At 67.1% G+C, this 12,886-nt stretch carries 10 protein-coding genes; 3 read left to right on the top strand and 7 right to left on the bottom strand.

The features are described 5' to 3' along the window. Positions 1-116: 116 nt before the first annotated feature. The 5 genes from AB4089_RS05305 to lysS form a co-directional block, all read right to left on the bottom strand. Positions 117-2,240 (bottom strand): prolyl oligopeptidase family serine peptidase, encoded by a 2,124-nt coding sequence (locus AB4089_RS05305; protein ID WP_441408238.1) that lies wholly within the window; start codon positions 2,238-2,240, stop codon positions 117-119. Positions 2,241-2,454: 214 nt separating this feature from the next. After that, positions 2,455-4,947 (bottom strand): ATP-dependent Clp protease ATP-binding subunit, encoded by a 2,493-nt coding sequence (locus tag AB4089_RS05310; RefSeq protein WP_441408239.1) that lies wholly within the window; start codon positions 4,945-4,947, stop codon positions 2,455-2,457. A 413-nt stretch (positions 4,948-5,360) separates the two neighbouring features. Next, positions 5,361-5,687: a histone-like nucleoid-structuring protein Lsr2 gene (locus tag AB4089_RS05315; protein WP_390201687.1), complete on the bottom strand. Its 327-nt coding sequence runs from the start codon at positions 5,685-5,687 to the stop codon at positions 5,361-5,363. A 154-nt stretch (positions 5,688-5,841) separates the two neighbouring features. Beyond that, a complete protein-coding gene (locus AB4089_RS05320) occupies positions 5,842-6,024 on the bottom strand; it encodes a hypothetical protein (protein ID WP_441408240.1) in 183 nt (60 codons plus the stop codon). A gap of 2 nt (positions 6,025-6,026) precedes the next feature. Continuing rightward, positions 6,027-7,559 (bottom strand): lysine--tRNA ligase, encoded by a 1,533-nt coding sequence (lysS, locus tag AB4089_RS05325; RefSeq protein ID WP_441408241.1) that lies wholly within the window; start codon positions 7,557-7,559, stop codon positions 6,027-6,029. A 111-nt stretch (positions 7,560-7,670) separates the two neighbouring features. On the opposite strand from lysS, the gene AB4089_RS05330 reads away from it, so the two are divergent. The 3 genes from AB4089_RS05330 to AB4089_RS05340 all read left to right on the top strand — a co-directional run bounded on the left by AB4089_RS05330 (position 7,671) and on the right by AB4089_RS05340 (position 10,228). After that, positions 7,671-8,582 carry an alpha/beta fold hydrolase gene (locus AB4089_RS05330; RefSeq protein WP_441408242.1) on the top strand — a complete coding sequence of 304 codons (912 nt, stop codon included), beginning with the start codon at positions 7,671-7,673 and terminating at the stop codon, positions 8,580-8,582. Between the two features lie 46 nt (positions 8,583-8,628). After that, positions 8,629-9,255, top strand: a complete 627-nt coding sequence (locus tag AB4089_RS05335) for a thymidine kinase (protein WP_441408243.1) — start codon at positions 8,629-8,631, stop codon at positions 9,253-9,255. A gap of 139 nt (positions 9,256-9,394) precedes the next feature. Beyond that, positions 9,395-10,228 (top strand): alpha/beta fold hydrolase, encoded by an 834-nt coding sequence (locus tag AB4089_RS05340; protein WP_441408244.1) that lies wholly within the window; start codon positions 9,395-9,397, stop codon positions 10,226-10,228. Between the two features lie 84 nt (positions 10,229-10,312). Here the strand turns inward: AB4089_RS05340 and AB4089_RS05345 are convergent, their stop codons facing one another. Together AB4089_RS05345 and panC are read right to left on the bottom strand one after the other, a co-directional pair. Continuing rightward, positions 10,313-11,800 (bottom strand): DHA2 family efflux MFS transporter permease subunit, encoded by a 1,488-nt coding sequence (locus tag AB4089_RS05345; RefSeq protein WP_441408245.1) that lies wholly within the window; start codon positions 11,798-11,800, stop codon positions 10,313-10,315. Positions 11,801-11,983: 183 nt separating this feature from the next. Continuing rightward, entirely contained in the window at positions 11,984-12,886 is a 903-nt protein-coding gene (gene panC / locus AB4089_RS05350; protein WP_441408246.1) for a pantoate--beta-alanine ligase, read from the bottom strand.

A 12,886-nucleotide genomic window follows, 5' to 3' on the forward strand; every position in this document is an offset into this window, starting at 1 on the left:
AGCCCAATCCTACGGGGGACCCTGGCCGCTCCCCCACCCAACTGACTCGCAGGTGGGGCCGTTTTCAGCGCTCATAACGGCCCCTGCTGCGGGTCGGTTGGGCAGGAAGGTCAGGCTCAGAGGCCCAGCTCGTCGGGGACGGGAATGTCCTTGTCCAGCAGGTTCCTGGCCAGGAAGTGCTCCACGACGCCGTACCAGACCTTGGCGTGCTGCGGCTGCAGGATCCAGTGGTTCTCGTCCGGGAAGTACAGGAACCGGTGGTCCGTTTCGCCGTTCGCGTCGGCCGCCAGCTGCGATTTGGCGAGCAGTTCGTACCAGAGCCGCAGCCCTTCGCCGATCGGCACCCGGTAGTCCTTGTCGCCATGGATGACCAGCATGGGGGTCCGGATGTTCTCCACGTGCAGATGCGGGGAGTTCTCCAGGGCCATCTCGGCCGTCATTTCCTTGAGCCAGTACTGCGCGGCGTCCGTGGTGGGGCCAAACTGGTCCAGGGCCCACAGGCTGGCGTGCGTGACGATTGCCTTGAAGCGGTCCGTGTGCCCGGCCACCCAGTTGGCCATGTACCCGCCGAAGGAACCGCCCATGGCGGCCGTGCGCGTCTCGTCGATGTCCGGGCGCAGCACCACGGCGTCGGTAATGGCCATCAGGTCCGTGAACGGAGCCTTGCCCCATTCCCCCCAGCCGCGCTGGATGTGGTCCTGGCCGTAGCCGGTGGAGAGGGCGGGGTCCGGGAGCAGCACGGCGTAGCCGCGGGCCACCAGCAGCCACGGGTTCCAGCGCCAGGTCCAGGCGTTCCAGGATCCCAGCGGGCCGCCGTGGATCCAGAGCAGCAGCGGGGCCGGGCTCGCCGCGGACGCGCCCTCCGGCAGGGCCAGGTACGCGGGCACCCTGGCGCCGTCGGCAGCGGTCGTCTCCACGCGCTCCAGTGTCCCCTTGTATTCGGGGCGCTCCGCCGGCGCGGGCAGGCGGACGACGCCGCCGCCGTCGAGGTCGATCCGCACCGGTTCGGCGGGGAATTCGTACGAGCTGCGCAGGGCGTAGGCGCTGCGTCCGTCCGGTGCGGCGACGACGTCGGTGTACGCGGCGGCGTCGTCCGTCAGGCGCAGCACCTGGCCGGCCTCGCCCGCCTCGCCCGACACAGCGATCCGGAACATCGGCGATGCGCCGTCCTCGTCGGCGGTGACCAGCAGGGCCGATCCGTCCGGCAGCCAGGCGGCGGGGCGGGCCCACCGGTCCCAGTCATGGGCCAGCGGCGTGAGCGTGCCCTCGCCTGCTGCCGGGCCGGCGACGTCGAGGAGGTGCAGCTTGACCTGCGGGGCCTCAAACGGCGTGGTGTCGCTTTCGCTGACCACCACCAGGCTCCGGTTGTCCGGGCTGACAGGTCCCGGGAAGTAGCTCATGCCTTCCGTGTCCAGCAGGACGGTCCGGGTGCCGGTGGCGACGTCGACGGCGACCAGCACGAAACGCGAATCGGCGTTCGCCAGGGGCTTCGCGAAGCTGCTGTAGATGGTCCGGCCGTCCGGGCTGACCACCGAGACGGCGTCCCGGAGTCCGGCCCCGGCGTCCGGCGTCAGGTTGCGGAGCTGCAGCGGCGGCGCAGCGTCGACCGTCGTCGGCTTTCCGGCCTCCAGCGGCCCTCCGGATTCGACGGCGAACAGCCGCGGCTGCGCCGGCCCGAGGTCCGCGTCCCAGTAGCGGACGGGATAGCCGCTGTGCAGGATGGCCGCGACCTTGTTGTCCTTGCGCGTCTTGCGGCGTTCTTCGTCATTGTCCTCGTCGGTGGAGCCGGCCAGGACAGAGGCCGTGACCACCACCGTGTCGGCATCCCTGGCGGCCTGGACCGCGCCGATTCCGCCGGCGCGGGACAGCGCCACCCGGGCTTCGCCGCCGTCGGACGGCAGTATCCAGAGGGCGCTGACGGGGTCGGCGTCGGGGCTCTCCGGATCAGGACGGGCGGAGGTGAAGTAGAGGTCGCCGTTGGCGGCAAACACCGCGCCCGCCTCCCCCTTGGCACTGCGGGTGATCCGGCGGGCCTGCTTGACTCCGGCCGGGTCCACTTCCCACAGAGCGGTGCAGAACTCTGTGCCCTTCGCGCCGAGCGTGGCCACAGTGGTGACCAGCCGGGCGCCGTCGGGGCTCAGCGCCAAACCGCTCACCTTGGGGATTGCGAGGTAATGGTCCAGATCATGGAAAGGGGTCTCGGGTTGTTCGCTCAGGGTCTCTGAGTCCTTGGCAGCCATGCACCGATTCAACACCCTCTGTGGCGTTGATCACAAAAAGTTCACTAAGAGTGAACCACTGCTTTCAGACCGGCACCGGGCCGGGCCCATATGGCGCTGACCTGCGACGTTGCGCGGCCGGCGCCATTTGCCACCTGACCAATGGAGCCGAGCGCGCAACGCAAAGGCCCCGCCCGTTCCTTTCGGAACGGACGGGGCCTTTGGGAATTACTGCCTAGACGCTGGGAGCGATCTCCGGGATGCGCGGCTTGGCGTTGCCGGCGAAGGTAAACTTCGCGGTGTCGCCCTCGCCTTCCACATCCACCACCACGATGTCTCCGGCGTGCAGCTCGCCGAAGAGGATCTTCTCGGAGAGCTGGTCCTCGATCTCGCGCTGGATGGTGCGGCGCAGCGGCCGGGCACCCATGGCGGGGTCGTAGCCGCGGGTTGCCAGGAGCACCTTGGCCGCCGACGTGAGCTCGATGCCCATGTCCTTGTCCTTGAGGCGCTTCTCGAGCCGGCCAACGAACATGTCCACGATCTCGATGATCTCGTCCTGGGTCAGTTGCGGGAAGACCACAACATCGTCAACACGGTTCAGGAACTCGGGGCGGAAGTGCTGCTTGAGCTCCTCCGTGACCCGGGCGCGCATCCGGTTGTAGCCGGTCTGCGTGTCCGTCCCGGACTGGAAGCCGGTGGCCACACTCTTGGAGATGTCCCGGGTGCCGAGGTTCGTGGTCATGATGATCACGGTGTTCTTGAAGTCCACCACGCGGCCCTGGGAGTCGGTCAGGCGGCCGTCTTCCAGGATCTGCAGCAGCGAGTTGAAGAGATCGGCGTGCGCCTTCTCCACTTCATCGAACAGGACCACGGAGAACGGACGACGGCGGACCTTCTCGGTCAGCTGGCCGCCTTCCTCGTAGCCCACGTAGCCCGGAGGGGCACCGAAGAGCCGGGAGACGGTGTGCTTCTCCGAGTACTCGGACATGTCCAGGGTGATCAGCGCGTCTTCCTCGCCGAACAGGAATTCCGCGAGGGCCTTGGCCAGTTCGGTCTTGCCGACGCCGGTGGGGCCGGCGAAGATGAACGAGCCGCCCGGACGCTTGGGGTCCTTCAGGCCTGCACGGGTGCGCCGGATCGCCTGGGACAGGGCCTTGATGGCCTCGTCCTGGCCGACCACGCGCTTGTGGAGTTCGTCTTCCATCTTCAGCAGGCGCGAGGACTCTTCCTCGGTCAGCTTGAAGACCGGGATGCCGGTGGAGTTCGCCAGCACCTCGGCGATGAGGTCCTCATCGACTTCGGAGATGTCGTCCATGCCGCCGGTCTTCCACTGGCGTTCCTTCTCGGCGCGCTCGGCAATGAGCTTCTGCTCCTTGTCGCGCAGCGACGCGGCGCCTTCGAAGTCCTGCGCGTCGATCGCGGATTCCTTCTCCAGCTTCATGGCGGCGATCTTCTCGTCCATGATCTTGAGCTCTGGCGGAGCGGTCATGCGGCGGATGCGCAGCCGCGCACCGGCCTCATCGATCAGGTCGATCGCCTTGTCCGGCAGGAACCGGTCCGAGATGTAGCGTTCGGAGAGGGCCGCGGCCGAGGCGAGGGCGCCGTCGGTGATGGTGACGCGGTGGTGTGCCTCGTACCGGTCGCGGAGGCCCTTGAGGATCTCGATCGCGTGCGCGACGGAGGGTTCCTTGACCTGGATCGGCTGGAAGCGGCGCTCCAGCGCGGCATCTTTCTCGATGTGCTTGCGGTATTCGTCCAGCGTCGTGGCACCGATGGTCTGGAGCTCACCGCGGGCCAGCATGGGCTTCAGGATCGAGGCCGCATCGATGGCGCCTTCGGCGGCACCGGCACCCACAAGGGTGTGGATCTCATCGATGAACAGGATGATGTCGCCGCGGGTGCGGATTTCCTTGAGGACCTTCTTCAGGCGCTCTTCGAAGTCACCGCGGTACCGGGAGCCTGCCACGAGGGAGCCGAGGTCCAGCGTGTAGAGCTGCTTGTCCTTGATGGTCTCCGGGACATCCCCACGGACGATCGCCTGGGCCAGGCCTTCGACGACGGCGGTCTTGCCGACGCCGGGCTCGCCGATCAGCACCGGGTTGTTCTTGGTACGGCGGGAAAGGACCTGCATGACGCGTTCCATTTCCTGCTCGCGGCCGATCACAGGGTCCAGTTTGTTCTCCCGCGCGGCCTGGGTCAGGTTGCGGCCGAACTGGTCCAGAACGACGGAACCGGCGGGGGTCCCTTCGGCCTGGCCGGGGCCGACGCCGGCGCCGGTGGTTTCCTTGCCCTGGTAGCCGGAGAGCAGCTGGATGACCTGCTGGCGGACCCGGTTCAGGTCGGCGCCGAGCTTGACGAGCACCTGGGCGGCCACGCCTTCGCCCTCCCGGATGAGGCCGAGGAGGATGTGCTCGGTACCGATGTAGTTATGGCCCAACTGCAGGGCCTCGCGCAGCGAGAGCTCCAGGACCTTCTTGGCACGGGGCGTGAAGGGGATGTGGCCGGACGGCGCCTGCTGGCCCTGGCCGATGATCTCCTGCACCTGCTCGCGGACACCGTCGAGCGAAATGCTCAAGGATTCAAGGGCTTTGGCGGCAACACCTTCACCCTCATGGATCAGACCCAAGAGGATGTGTTCGGTACCAATGTAATTGTGGTTCAGCATGCGTGCCTCTTCTTGGGCAAGCACAACTACGCGACGGGCACGGTCCGTAAATCGCTCAAACATTTCGCCACACTCCTAGCTACGACGTACTTTGATGCTACGTGGCCGGGTTCCAGATTTGGGGCTTGTTCGCCACAGGGGAAACCGGAGGGTTGCGCGCCCCCGCCCGGACACCGTCCCCGACGGCGGCGTGAACCGTCCGAAAGCCTGCCGGCCGGCGCCGCAGTCGGCGCCGGGGCGGGGCCCTTCGCGGGGCACTTCGCGCGTGGGCAGGCGGGCATCCCGGGTTGCCGGCGGGGCCTTCTTGGATTGCCCGCGGGCCTCCCGGGTTGCCGGCGGGGCGGGCATGGGGCCGTCAAATGCCAATGCCCCCGTCAGATAACGGAGGCATTGGCATTTGACCGTGACGCTCGACTGAGAGACGTGATTCCGGCTCGATGCGGGGCTTTGATAGTGCGCCCGAAGCGGGTTCCGGGCTAGGAATTGGCCTTTTGGTAGGCTTCCTGAATTTCGGCCTGGATACGTCCGCGGCTGTTTACTGCATAGCCGTTGTCCCGTGCCCACTGACGGATCTGGGCAGAGTCCTGATTCCGTCCGCTGGAAATTTTGGTGCGCGTGGCGCGTCCGCTTGACGTCTTGCGTGCATGCGCCACAAATCGTTCAACCGCAGAGCGCAGTTCCGAAGCATTGCCTGACGACAGATCTATTTCATAGCTCACGCCGTCAAGGCCAAACCGGACAGTTTCGTCCGCGGATCCCCCATCCAGATCATCAACGAGGATGATTTTTACTTTCTGTGCCATAAAGGACTCTCTTTCCAAAGATCGAGCGTTAAGAAAAGCAGGATGTATCTGGAATAAGTATCCTCCGCGTTACAGCAGGGAGTCAAAGCGTAAAACTCTGTTCAAAGGAAAACCACAGCCCGCAATAGGGAACTATTACTTCATTCCCCGGCAATTAGCTCCCGACGGCCCCGGAATCCTGTTCCCCTGTTTGAGCTTCCGCCCGCGCTTCCGCTTCAGCATGCGCGCGTGCTTCTGCCTGCCGCTCTGATTTGTCCGCATTGAATATGGATTTCATGGCAAACCAGAAAAGCAGGCCCACCACGATGGGGGGCAGCAATACGGCGATATAGTCCATGCTCAGTGTCCTTCGGGCTTCAACAGTGGGAAGAGGATCGTTTCGCGGATGCCCGCGCCGGTGAAGAGCATGACGAGGCGGTCGATGCCAAGGCCGATCCCGCCCATGGGCGGCGCGCCGTACTCGAGCGCACGGAGGAAGTCTTCGTCCAGCTGCATCGCCTCCACGTCACCGGCGGCCGAGCGGCGGGACTGCTCGGTGAGGCGTTCGCGCTGGATCACCGGGTCGATCAGTTCGGAGAACGCGGTGCCGCGCTCCATGCCGCCGATGATGAGGTCCCAGGCCTCGATCAGGCGGCCGTCCTCGCGGTGCTGGCGGGCCAGCGGCTGGGCAGAGGGCGGGTAGTCGTAGACGAACGTGGGGTTGAGCAGCGTGGGCTCCACCAGTTCGCCGAAGAGCTCGACGACGAGCTTCTCGGCGTCCCAGCCGGCGTCGACCTTGACCTCGTGCTTGGCCGCCAGTTCCAGCAACTCGGCAACCGGGGTATCGGGAGTCACTTCCTGGCCCACGAAGTCGGACAGGCCCGGGTAGACGGCCAGCCAGGCCCAGTCGCCGTCGAGGTTGATCTCCCCGGCTTCGGTCTGCAGCACGCGGCCCACCCCGGCGGCGTCGGCGGCGTCGAGGATGATCTCCTTGATCCGGTCCGCCATGACGAACTGGTCCGCCCACGCCTCGTAGGACTCCAGGGTGGTGAATTCGGGGCTGTGCGTGGAGTCCACGCCTTCGTTGCGGAAGACCCGGCCCATGTCGTAGACCCGGTCGATCCCGCCGACCACCGTGCGCTTGAGGTACAGCTCGGTCGCGATCCGCAGCGTCATTTTCTGGTCGAAAGCATTCATGTGCGTCTCGAAGGGGCGGGCCGTGGCGCCGCCGTGAACCAGCTGCAGCATGGGGGTCTCGACCTCCACGTAGCCCTGGCGGTGCAGGGTTTCGCGGATGGACCGGGTGATCGCGGCGCGGGTGTAGACCATTTCGCGGGCTTCGTCGCGGACAATGAGGTCCACGTAGCGCTGGCGGACACGGGTTTCCTCGTTCAGCCCGGCGTGCAGAACGGGCAGCGGGCGCAGCGCCTTGGACGCCATGGTCCAGGAGTCCGCCATGACGGACAGCTCGCCGCGGCGTGAGGAAATGACCTCGCCCTTGATGAAGACGTGGTCGCCGAGGTCCACGAGGGACTTCCACTCCGCGAGCGCCTCTTCGCCGATATTCGCCAGGCTCAGCATGACCTGAAGCCGCACGGCCTTGCCGTCCACACCGCCCTCCTGGAGGGTGGCGAAGCAGAGCTTGCCGGTGTTGCGGATGAAGACGATGCGGCCGGTCACGCCGACGGTGTCGCCGGTGGTTTCGTCGGCCTGCAGGTGGGCGTATTTCTCACGGATTTCCGTGAGTGAGTGGGTCCGCTCGACACCCACCGGATATGCCTCGACGCCGCGTTCGATCAGCTTGGCGCGCTTCTCCATGCGGATGCGGGTCTGCTCGGGGGCATCGTGCGGCTCGGCGGCGTTGGTCGGGGCGGGGGTGTTTTGGGAAGTCACAATCCCCAAGTTTACCGTCGATTTGCGCTCGGTCAGGTCCCGTTCAGGTCGCGGCCCGGTTCTGCCCGGGCGGCAGCAGGGCGGACGGGCCGCGGGAATAGACTCGGGGCTGTGGAGACGTGGACTGTGCGGACCGACGACGGCGAGGGGCACCTCGAGTTGCACACCATCCGTCCGGCGGAGCAGGGCCCAAAACGGGTCCCAAAACCGCGCGGCGACGGATCCGGCGTCGTCGTCGTGCACGGAACCCTGGTGACCGATACGCTCTACCGGCCCTTTGCCAGCAAACTCGGCCGGCTGCTGGGCCAGCCGGTGCACTGCTACAACCGGCGTGGGCGCGCGGGTTCCTCGCCCCAGCCCGCCGGCTATTCTGCCGCCACCGAGGTGGCCGACCTGGCCACCGTGCTCCGTGAGACCGGCGCCAGCGACGTCGTGGCCCACAGCTACGGCGGGTTTGTGGCCCTGCAGGCGGCCCGGAGCGTGCCGATCCGGCGGATGGTGACCTACGACGCGGCCGTCAGCCTCTCCGGGAACCTCAACCGGCGCTGGCGGCCCGAGCTTGAGCGGTCCGTGGCCGCGGGCAAGCTCGACGACGCCTGGGCCCATTTGGTGCAGGGCCTGGGGACGGCGGGGCCGGTGTCCCGGCTGCCCCTGGGCGCGCTGCGCATGCTGAGCATCCTCTCTGCCCGCACCAATCTGGGGGCGGAAATGCGCGAACTGCTGCCCACGGCTGTTGCCGAGATGCGGGCCGTACTGGACGCCGACGCCGAAATCGCCGATTTTGCCGCCATCACCGCCCCGACTCTCATGCTCAGCGGCGGCTGGAGCCCTGCCTACTTCGCCGGGACGGGCCGCCAGCTTGCCGACGCCGTTCCCGCGCTCAGCTTCGCCGTGGTTCCGGGGCAGCTCCACGAAGGACCCATCCGGCCGGGCAACCGGCTGGCCCTCCGCGTGGCACGGTTCCTCCTCGGCGGGGCGGCTGCCCCGTCCCCGGAACCGGGCACGGCCGCTGACGGCGGCTAAGCGTCCGACCGCTAGAATCGGGGGCGACCCTTTCGAAAGGACCCCCTTGGCCAAGCTCTATTTCCGTTACGGCGCCATGAACTCCGGCAAATCTACGGGGCTGCTGCAGGCGGCGTTCAACTATGAGGAACGCGGACAGCGGGTTCTGCTGGCCAAGCCGGACGTCGACACCAAAGGCGACGCCGACGTCGTGTCCCGCCTGGGCATGACCCGTTCTGTGGACTTCCTGATCCCCGCCGGCGCGTCGGCCCGCGGGCTTTTCACCGCCCAGGCCCATGGGGATGATCCGGACGCCCTGCTCCAGCACGTGGACACCGCGCCGGTGGCTTCCCTGCTGGTTGACGAAGCCCAGTTCCTGGAACCGGCGCAGGTGGACGATCTCTTCCGTATAGCGGTCCTGGACAACGTCCCCGTCCTCGCTTACGGCATCCGCACAGACTTCCGGACCCGCGCCTTCCCCGGTTCCCTCCGGCTCCTGGAGATTGCGCACACCCTCGAAGAGCTCAAGACCATCTGCCGTTGCGGGCGGAAGGCCATCTTCAACACCCGCCGGATCGGGGACCAGGTGGTCTTCGACGGAAACCAGGTCGCTATCGATGGCCAGGACGTCTGGTACGAGTCGCTCTGCGGCGCCTGCTACCTCGAGGTCTCCGGCGGCCGGCTGGGCAGCTAGCGCCCGCTCCCCGCGTTCCCGCGGGCTTTCGGCCTGCGGCGTACTGCGTACGACGCACCCGCATTCTGAACCCGCTCGTAAACTGCCGTGTGAACTGGCACTTACTGCACCGCGGCGTGGGCTCGGCTAGGCTCGGAGCATGACCCGCGAGAACATCAATACCCCCGACGGCGGAACCATCGAGCTTTTCAGCACGGGCGCCGAGCTCGCCTCGGCGGGTTCGGGCATCGTCGTCGTGCCGGCCTCGATGGTGACAGCCGCCGACTACACGCGTTTCGCGCAGAAACTCAGTGCATCGCTGGGCCGGCCGGTGCACACCTTCAACCGGCGCGGCCGCGGCTCGTCCTCCCCGCAGCCGGAGGATTACACCCTGGACGTGGATATCCACGACCTCGACGCGGTCATGAAGAAAACGAACAGCACGGACGTCTTTGGCCACAGCTTCGGCGGGGCGGTGGCCCTGCACGCGGCCCGCACCCTGCCGGTGGAACGGCTCGCCGTGTACGACCCCGCGGTCTCCGTCAACCACAGCGTCACGGCGGACTGGACACCCGAATATGAGCGGGCCACTGCCGCCGGCGACGACGACCGCGCCCTCGCCGTGCTGCTCAGAGGCCTGGAGACCGGCAGTGCCCTGTCCCGGATGCCGCTGTCCATGCTGACGCTGGCGAACAAGCTTTCCGCGGCCACCCCGATGGGCAAGCAGCTGCGGGACCTCATGCAGACCGGTGTCCGGGAGATCAAGGCGATCATCGCCGCAGACATGCCGGCCGAGCCGTTCCTGGAACTGCCGCTGGAGACGCTGATCATCGTGGGCGAGAAGAGCCCGGCCTACTTCGGCGTGGCCTGCGCCCAGATCCACGACGTCCTCTCAGGCTCCAGCTACACCATCCTGCCGGGCATGGGCCACGACGGCGTCAACAAGGCGCCGGACAAGCTCATCTCCGAGCTCAGCGCCTTCTACGCGGGCTGACCCAAGCAACGCGGGTCCCTTAGCGCCCATTCCGGACGTCCGGAATGGGCGCTAAGGGACTCCGCGTTGGTCGTTGCATGGGGCCTAGTGGGCGGGCTGGGCCACGCCTGCGGTCTTACGCATCATGGCGGACAGCGCGACGGCGGCGAGGGCTATGACGGCAGCCGTCAGGAAAGCGGCGTGCATACCCGCAACCATTCCCGAAGACTCTGCCACGAATGCGTAGATCGAGACCAGGAGCGCAGTCCCGGCCGCGCCGGCCACCTGCTGCAGGGTGCTCATGATGGCCGAGCCGTGCGAGTACAGGTGAGGCGGCAGCGGGTTCAGGCCGGTGGTGAAGGCCGGGGTGAACAGCAATGCCAGGCCCAGGCTCAGTGTCACGTGCAAGGCAATGATCCAGCCCACCGGTGAGGCGGCGTCCAGCATGGAGAACTGCCAGAGGGACAGCACCATCATGACCGAGCCCGTCACCGTCAGCGGCAGCGGCCCCACCTTGTCGAAAACGCGGCCGATGAATGGCCCCAGCAGGCCCATGGCGAGGCCGCCCGGGAGCAGCACCAGGCCAGTCTCGAGTGACTTCAGGCCGCGGATCTCCTGCAGGTACAGCGGCAGCAGGATCACCGCGCCGAACAAGGCAATCATCGCCACGACAAGCAGCAGTACGGATACCGTGAACATCCGGAATTTGAAGGCGCGCAGGTCCAGCAGCGGGGCATCGACCTTCTGCAGTTTCAGCTGGCGCAGCACGAACGCCGCCAACGCTGCCACGCCGATGGCAAGTGCCAGCACGGCAGGGGTGCGGGAGCCGGCCTGTCCCCCGCCGATCTGGCTCAGGCCGTACACGAGGCCGCCAAACGCGGGGACCGTGAGCAGCGCTGAGAGGGCGTCGAGCCGGGTTTTCTCGGTTTCGCCGATGTTGGTCAGGTACTTGGCCCCGATGGCCAGCGCGACGAGGGCGATCGGCAGAACGAAAACGAACATGAACCGCCAGGAAAAGTGCTGGAGGATCAGGCCCGAGACAGTGGGGCCCAGTGCGGGGGCAACCGAAATGGCGATGCTGACGTTGCCCATGACGGCCCCGCGGCGTTCAATCGGGACGAGCGTGAGGATGGTGGTCATCAGGAGCGGCAGCATGATGGCCGTGCCGCCGGCCTGGACGATGCGGGCCAGCAGCAGGACTCCGAAGCCGGGCGCGACGGCGGCCAGCAGCGTGCCGCCGGAGAACAGCCCCATGGCCAGCATGAACACCGCACGGGTGGAAAGGCGCTGCAGGATGAACCCGGTGGTCGGAATCACCACCGCCATGGTGAGCATGAAGCCCGTGGACAGCCACTGCACGGTGGGCGCGTCGATGTTCAGGTCCACCATCAGCCGCTGCAGGGCGACGTTCATGATGGTCTCGTTGAGGATCACGACGAACGTGGCCACCAGCAGCGTGACGATGATGGTCACGGACTCCCGGGACATCTTGGCCGGCGCGGTTGGTGCAGCCAGCGCGGTCGGTGCGGGAATGACGGGGGCAGCGCCCGTTGTGGGGTCGCCAGAGGCGTTGGAAGAGACGTCTGTTGACATGGGTGTTCCCTCGGGGAGCTTGGTGTGGGTCCGGCGAGCGTCGGCGCTGCTGCAGATTCCAACAGTCTAAGCCCCGGACGCATTCCCGTCACCGAAAAAACAACGCGGGGTCCGACACGGCCCATGGAGGGCCCCACCATGGGCGCGAAGTGTCCCCGCGTTGCTATTAGTTGGAGCTCTGGGTCAGGAGTGCAGGGGCGCGTTGTCGAGGAGCCGGACGGGTCCTACCTTGGCGGCGATGATCGCCAGCCCTTCGCCGCGGAACGGGGTGTCCCTGCAGTTTTCCGCGAGGGGCTCCAGGGTGCTCGGATCCACCACCTCGAAATAGTCCAGTTCCACGAGCGGCTGGGAGCGGACCAGGGCCTGCGCGGATTCAACGTCCAGGGGCTCGTGGGCGTTGGCGCGCTCCTCGATGAGCCGCAGCGCACGGGAGAGCACCAGGGCGGCCTCACGCTGGTCCCCGGACAGGAAACGGTTGCGGCTGGACAGGGCCAGGCCGTCGGCCGAGCGGACGATGGGAACGGGCACGATCTCCACAGGGAAATTCAGGTCCGCCACCATGCGCTGGACCAGCGCCAGCTGCTGCGCGTCTTTCTGGCCGAAGTAGGCGCGGTACGCCGGCTGGCCACCGCCCGGCAGCCCTGCCCCCGGGATTCCGTAGTGGAGCAGTTTCGCGACGACGGTCAGGGCGCCGTCGAAGTGTCCGGGCCGGGAGGCGCCCTCCCACTTGTCGCCCAGGGGTCCTGCCGTGATCCGCACGAGCGGTGCCCCGCCGGGGTAGACCTCCTCAACACTTGGAGCGAACGCCAGGTCCACGCCCTCAGCGTCGAGCAGCGCGAGGTCGGCATCCAATGTCCGGGGGTAGCGTTCCAGATCCGCGGCCTCGCCAAACTGCAGGGGGTTGACGAAGATGCTGGCCACCACGACGTCGTTTTGAGCGACGGCGGTCCGGGCCAGCTGGGCATGACCCTCGTGCAGCGCGCCCATGGTGGGCACGAGTCCCTGGGACGTGCCGCCATTCTGCGCCAGCAGCCGGGCGCTGGCGGCGCGGAGCTGGGCAGCGGTGGTGACGAGTTGGATTGCCAT

The sequence above is a fragment of the Arthrobacter sp. 2MCAF15 genome (genome assembly GCF_052115605.1).
Lineage (GTDB): Bacteria > Actinomycetota > Actinomycetes > Actinomycetales > Micrococcaceae > Arthrobacter.

What these genes read in the sequence shown, in the direction of transcription:
- AB4089_RS05340 (WP_441408244.1), top strand. Translation starts at nt 9,395, where the DNA reads ATGACCCGCGAGAACATCAATACCCCCGACGGCGGAACCATCGAGCTT.
- AB4089_RS05315 (WP_390201687.1), bottom strand. Translation starts at nt 5,687, where the DNA reads ATGGCACAGAAAGTAAAAATCATCCTCGTTGATGATCTGGATGGGGGA.
- AB4089_RS05310 (WP_441408239.1), bottom strand. Translation starts at nt 4,947, where the DNA reads ATGTTTGAGCGATTTACGGACCGTGCCCGTCGCGTAGTTGTGCTTGCC.
- AB4089_RS05345 (WP_441408245.1), bottom strand. Translation starts at nt 11,800, where the DNA reads ATGTCAACAGACGTCTCTTCCAACGCCTCTGGCGACCCCACAACGGGC.
- AB4089_RS05320 (WP_441408240.1), bottom strand. Translation starts at nt 6,024, where the DNA reads ATGGACTATATCGCCGTATTGCTGCCCCCCATCGTGGTGGGCCTGCTT.
- panC (WP_441408246.1), bottom strand. Translation starts at nt 12,886, where the DNA reads ATGGCAATCCAACTCGTCACCACCGCTGCCCAGCTCCGCGCCGCCAGC.
- AB4089_RS05305 (WP_441408238.1), bottom strand. Translation starts at nt 2,240, where the DNA reads ATGGCTGCCAAGGACTCAGAGACCCTGAGCGAACAACCCGAGACCCCT.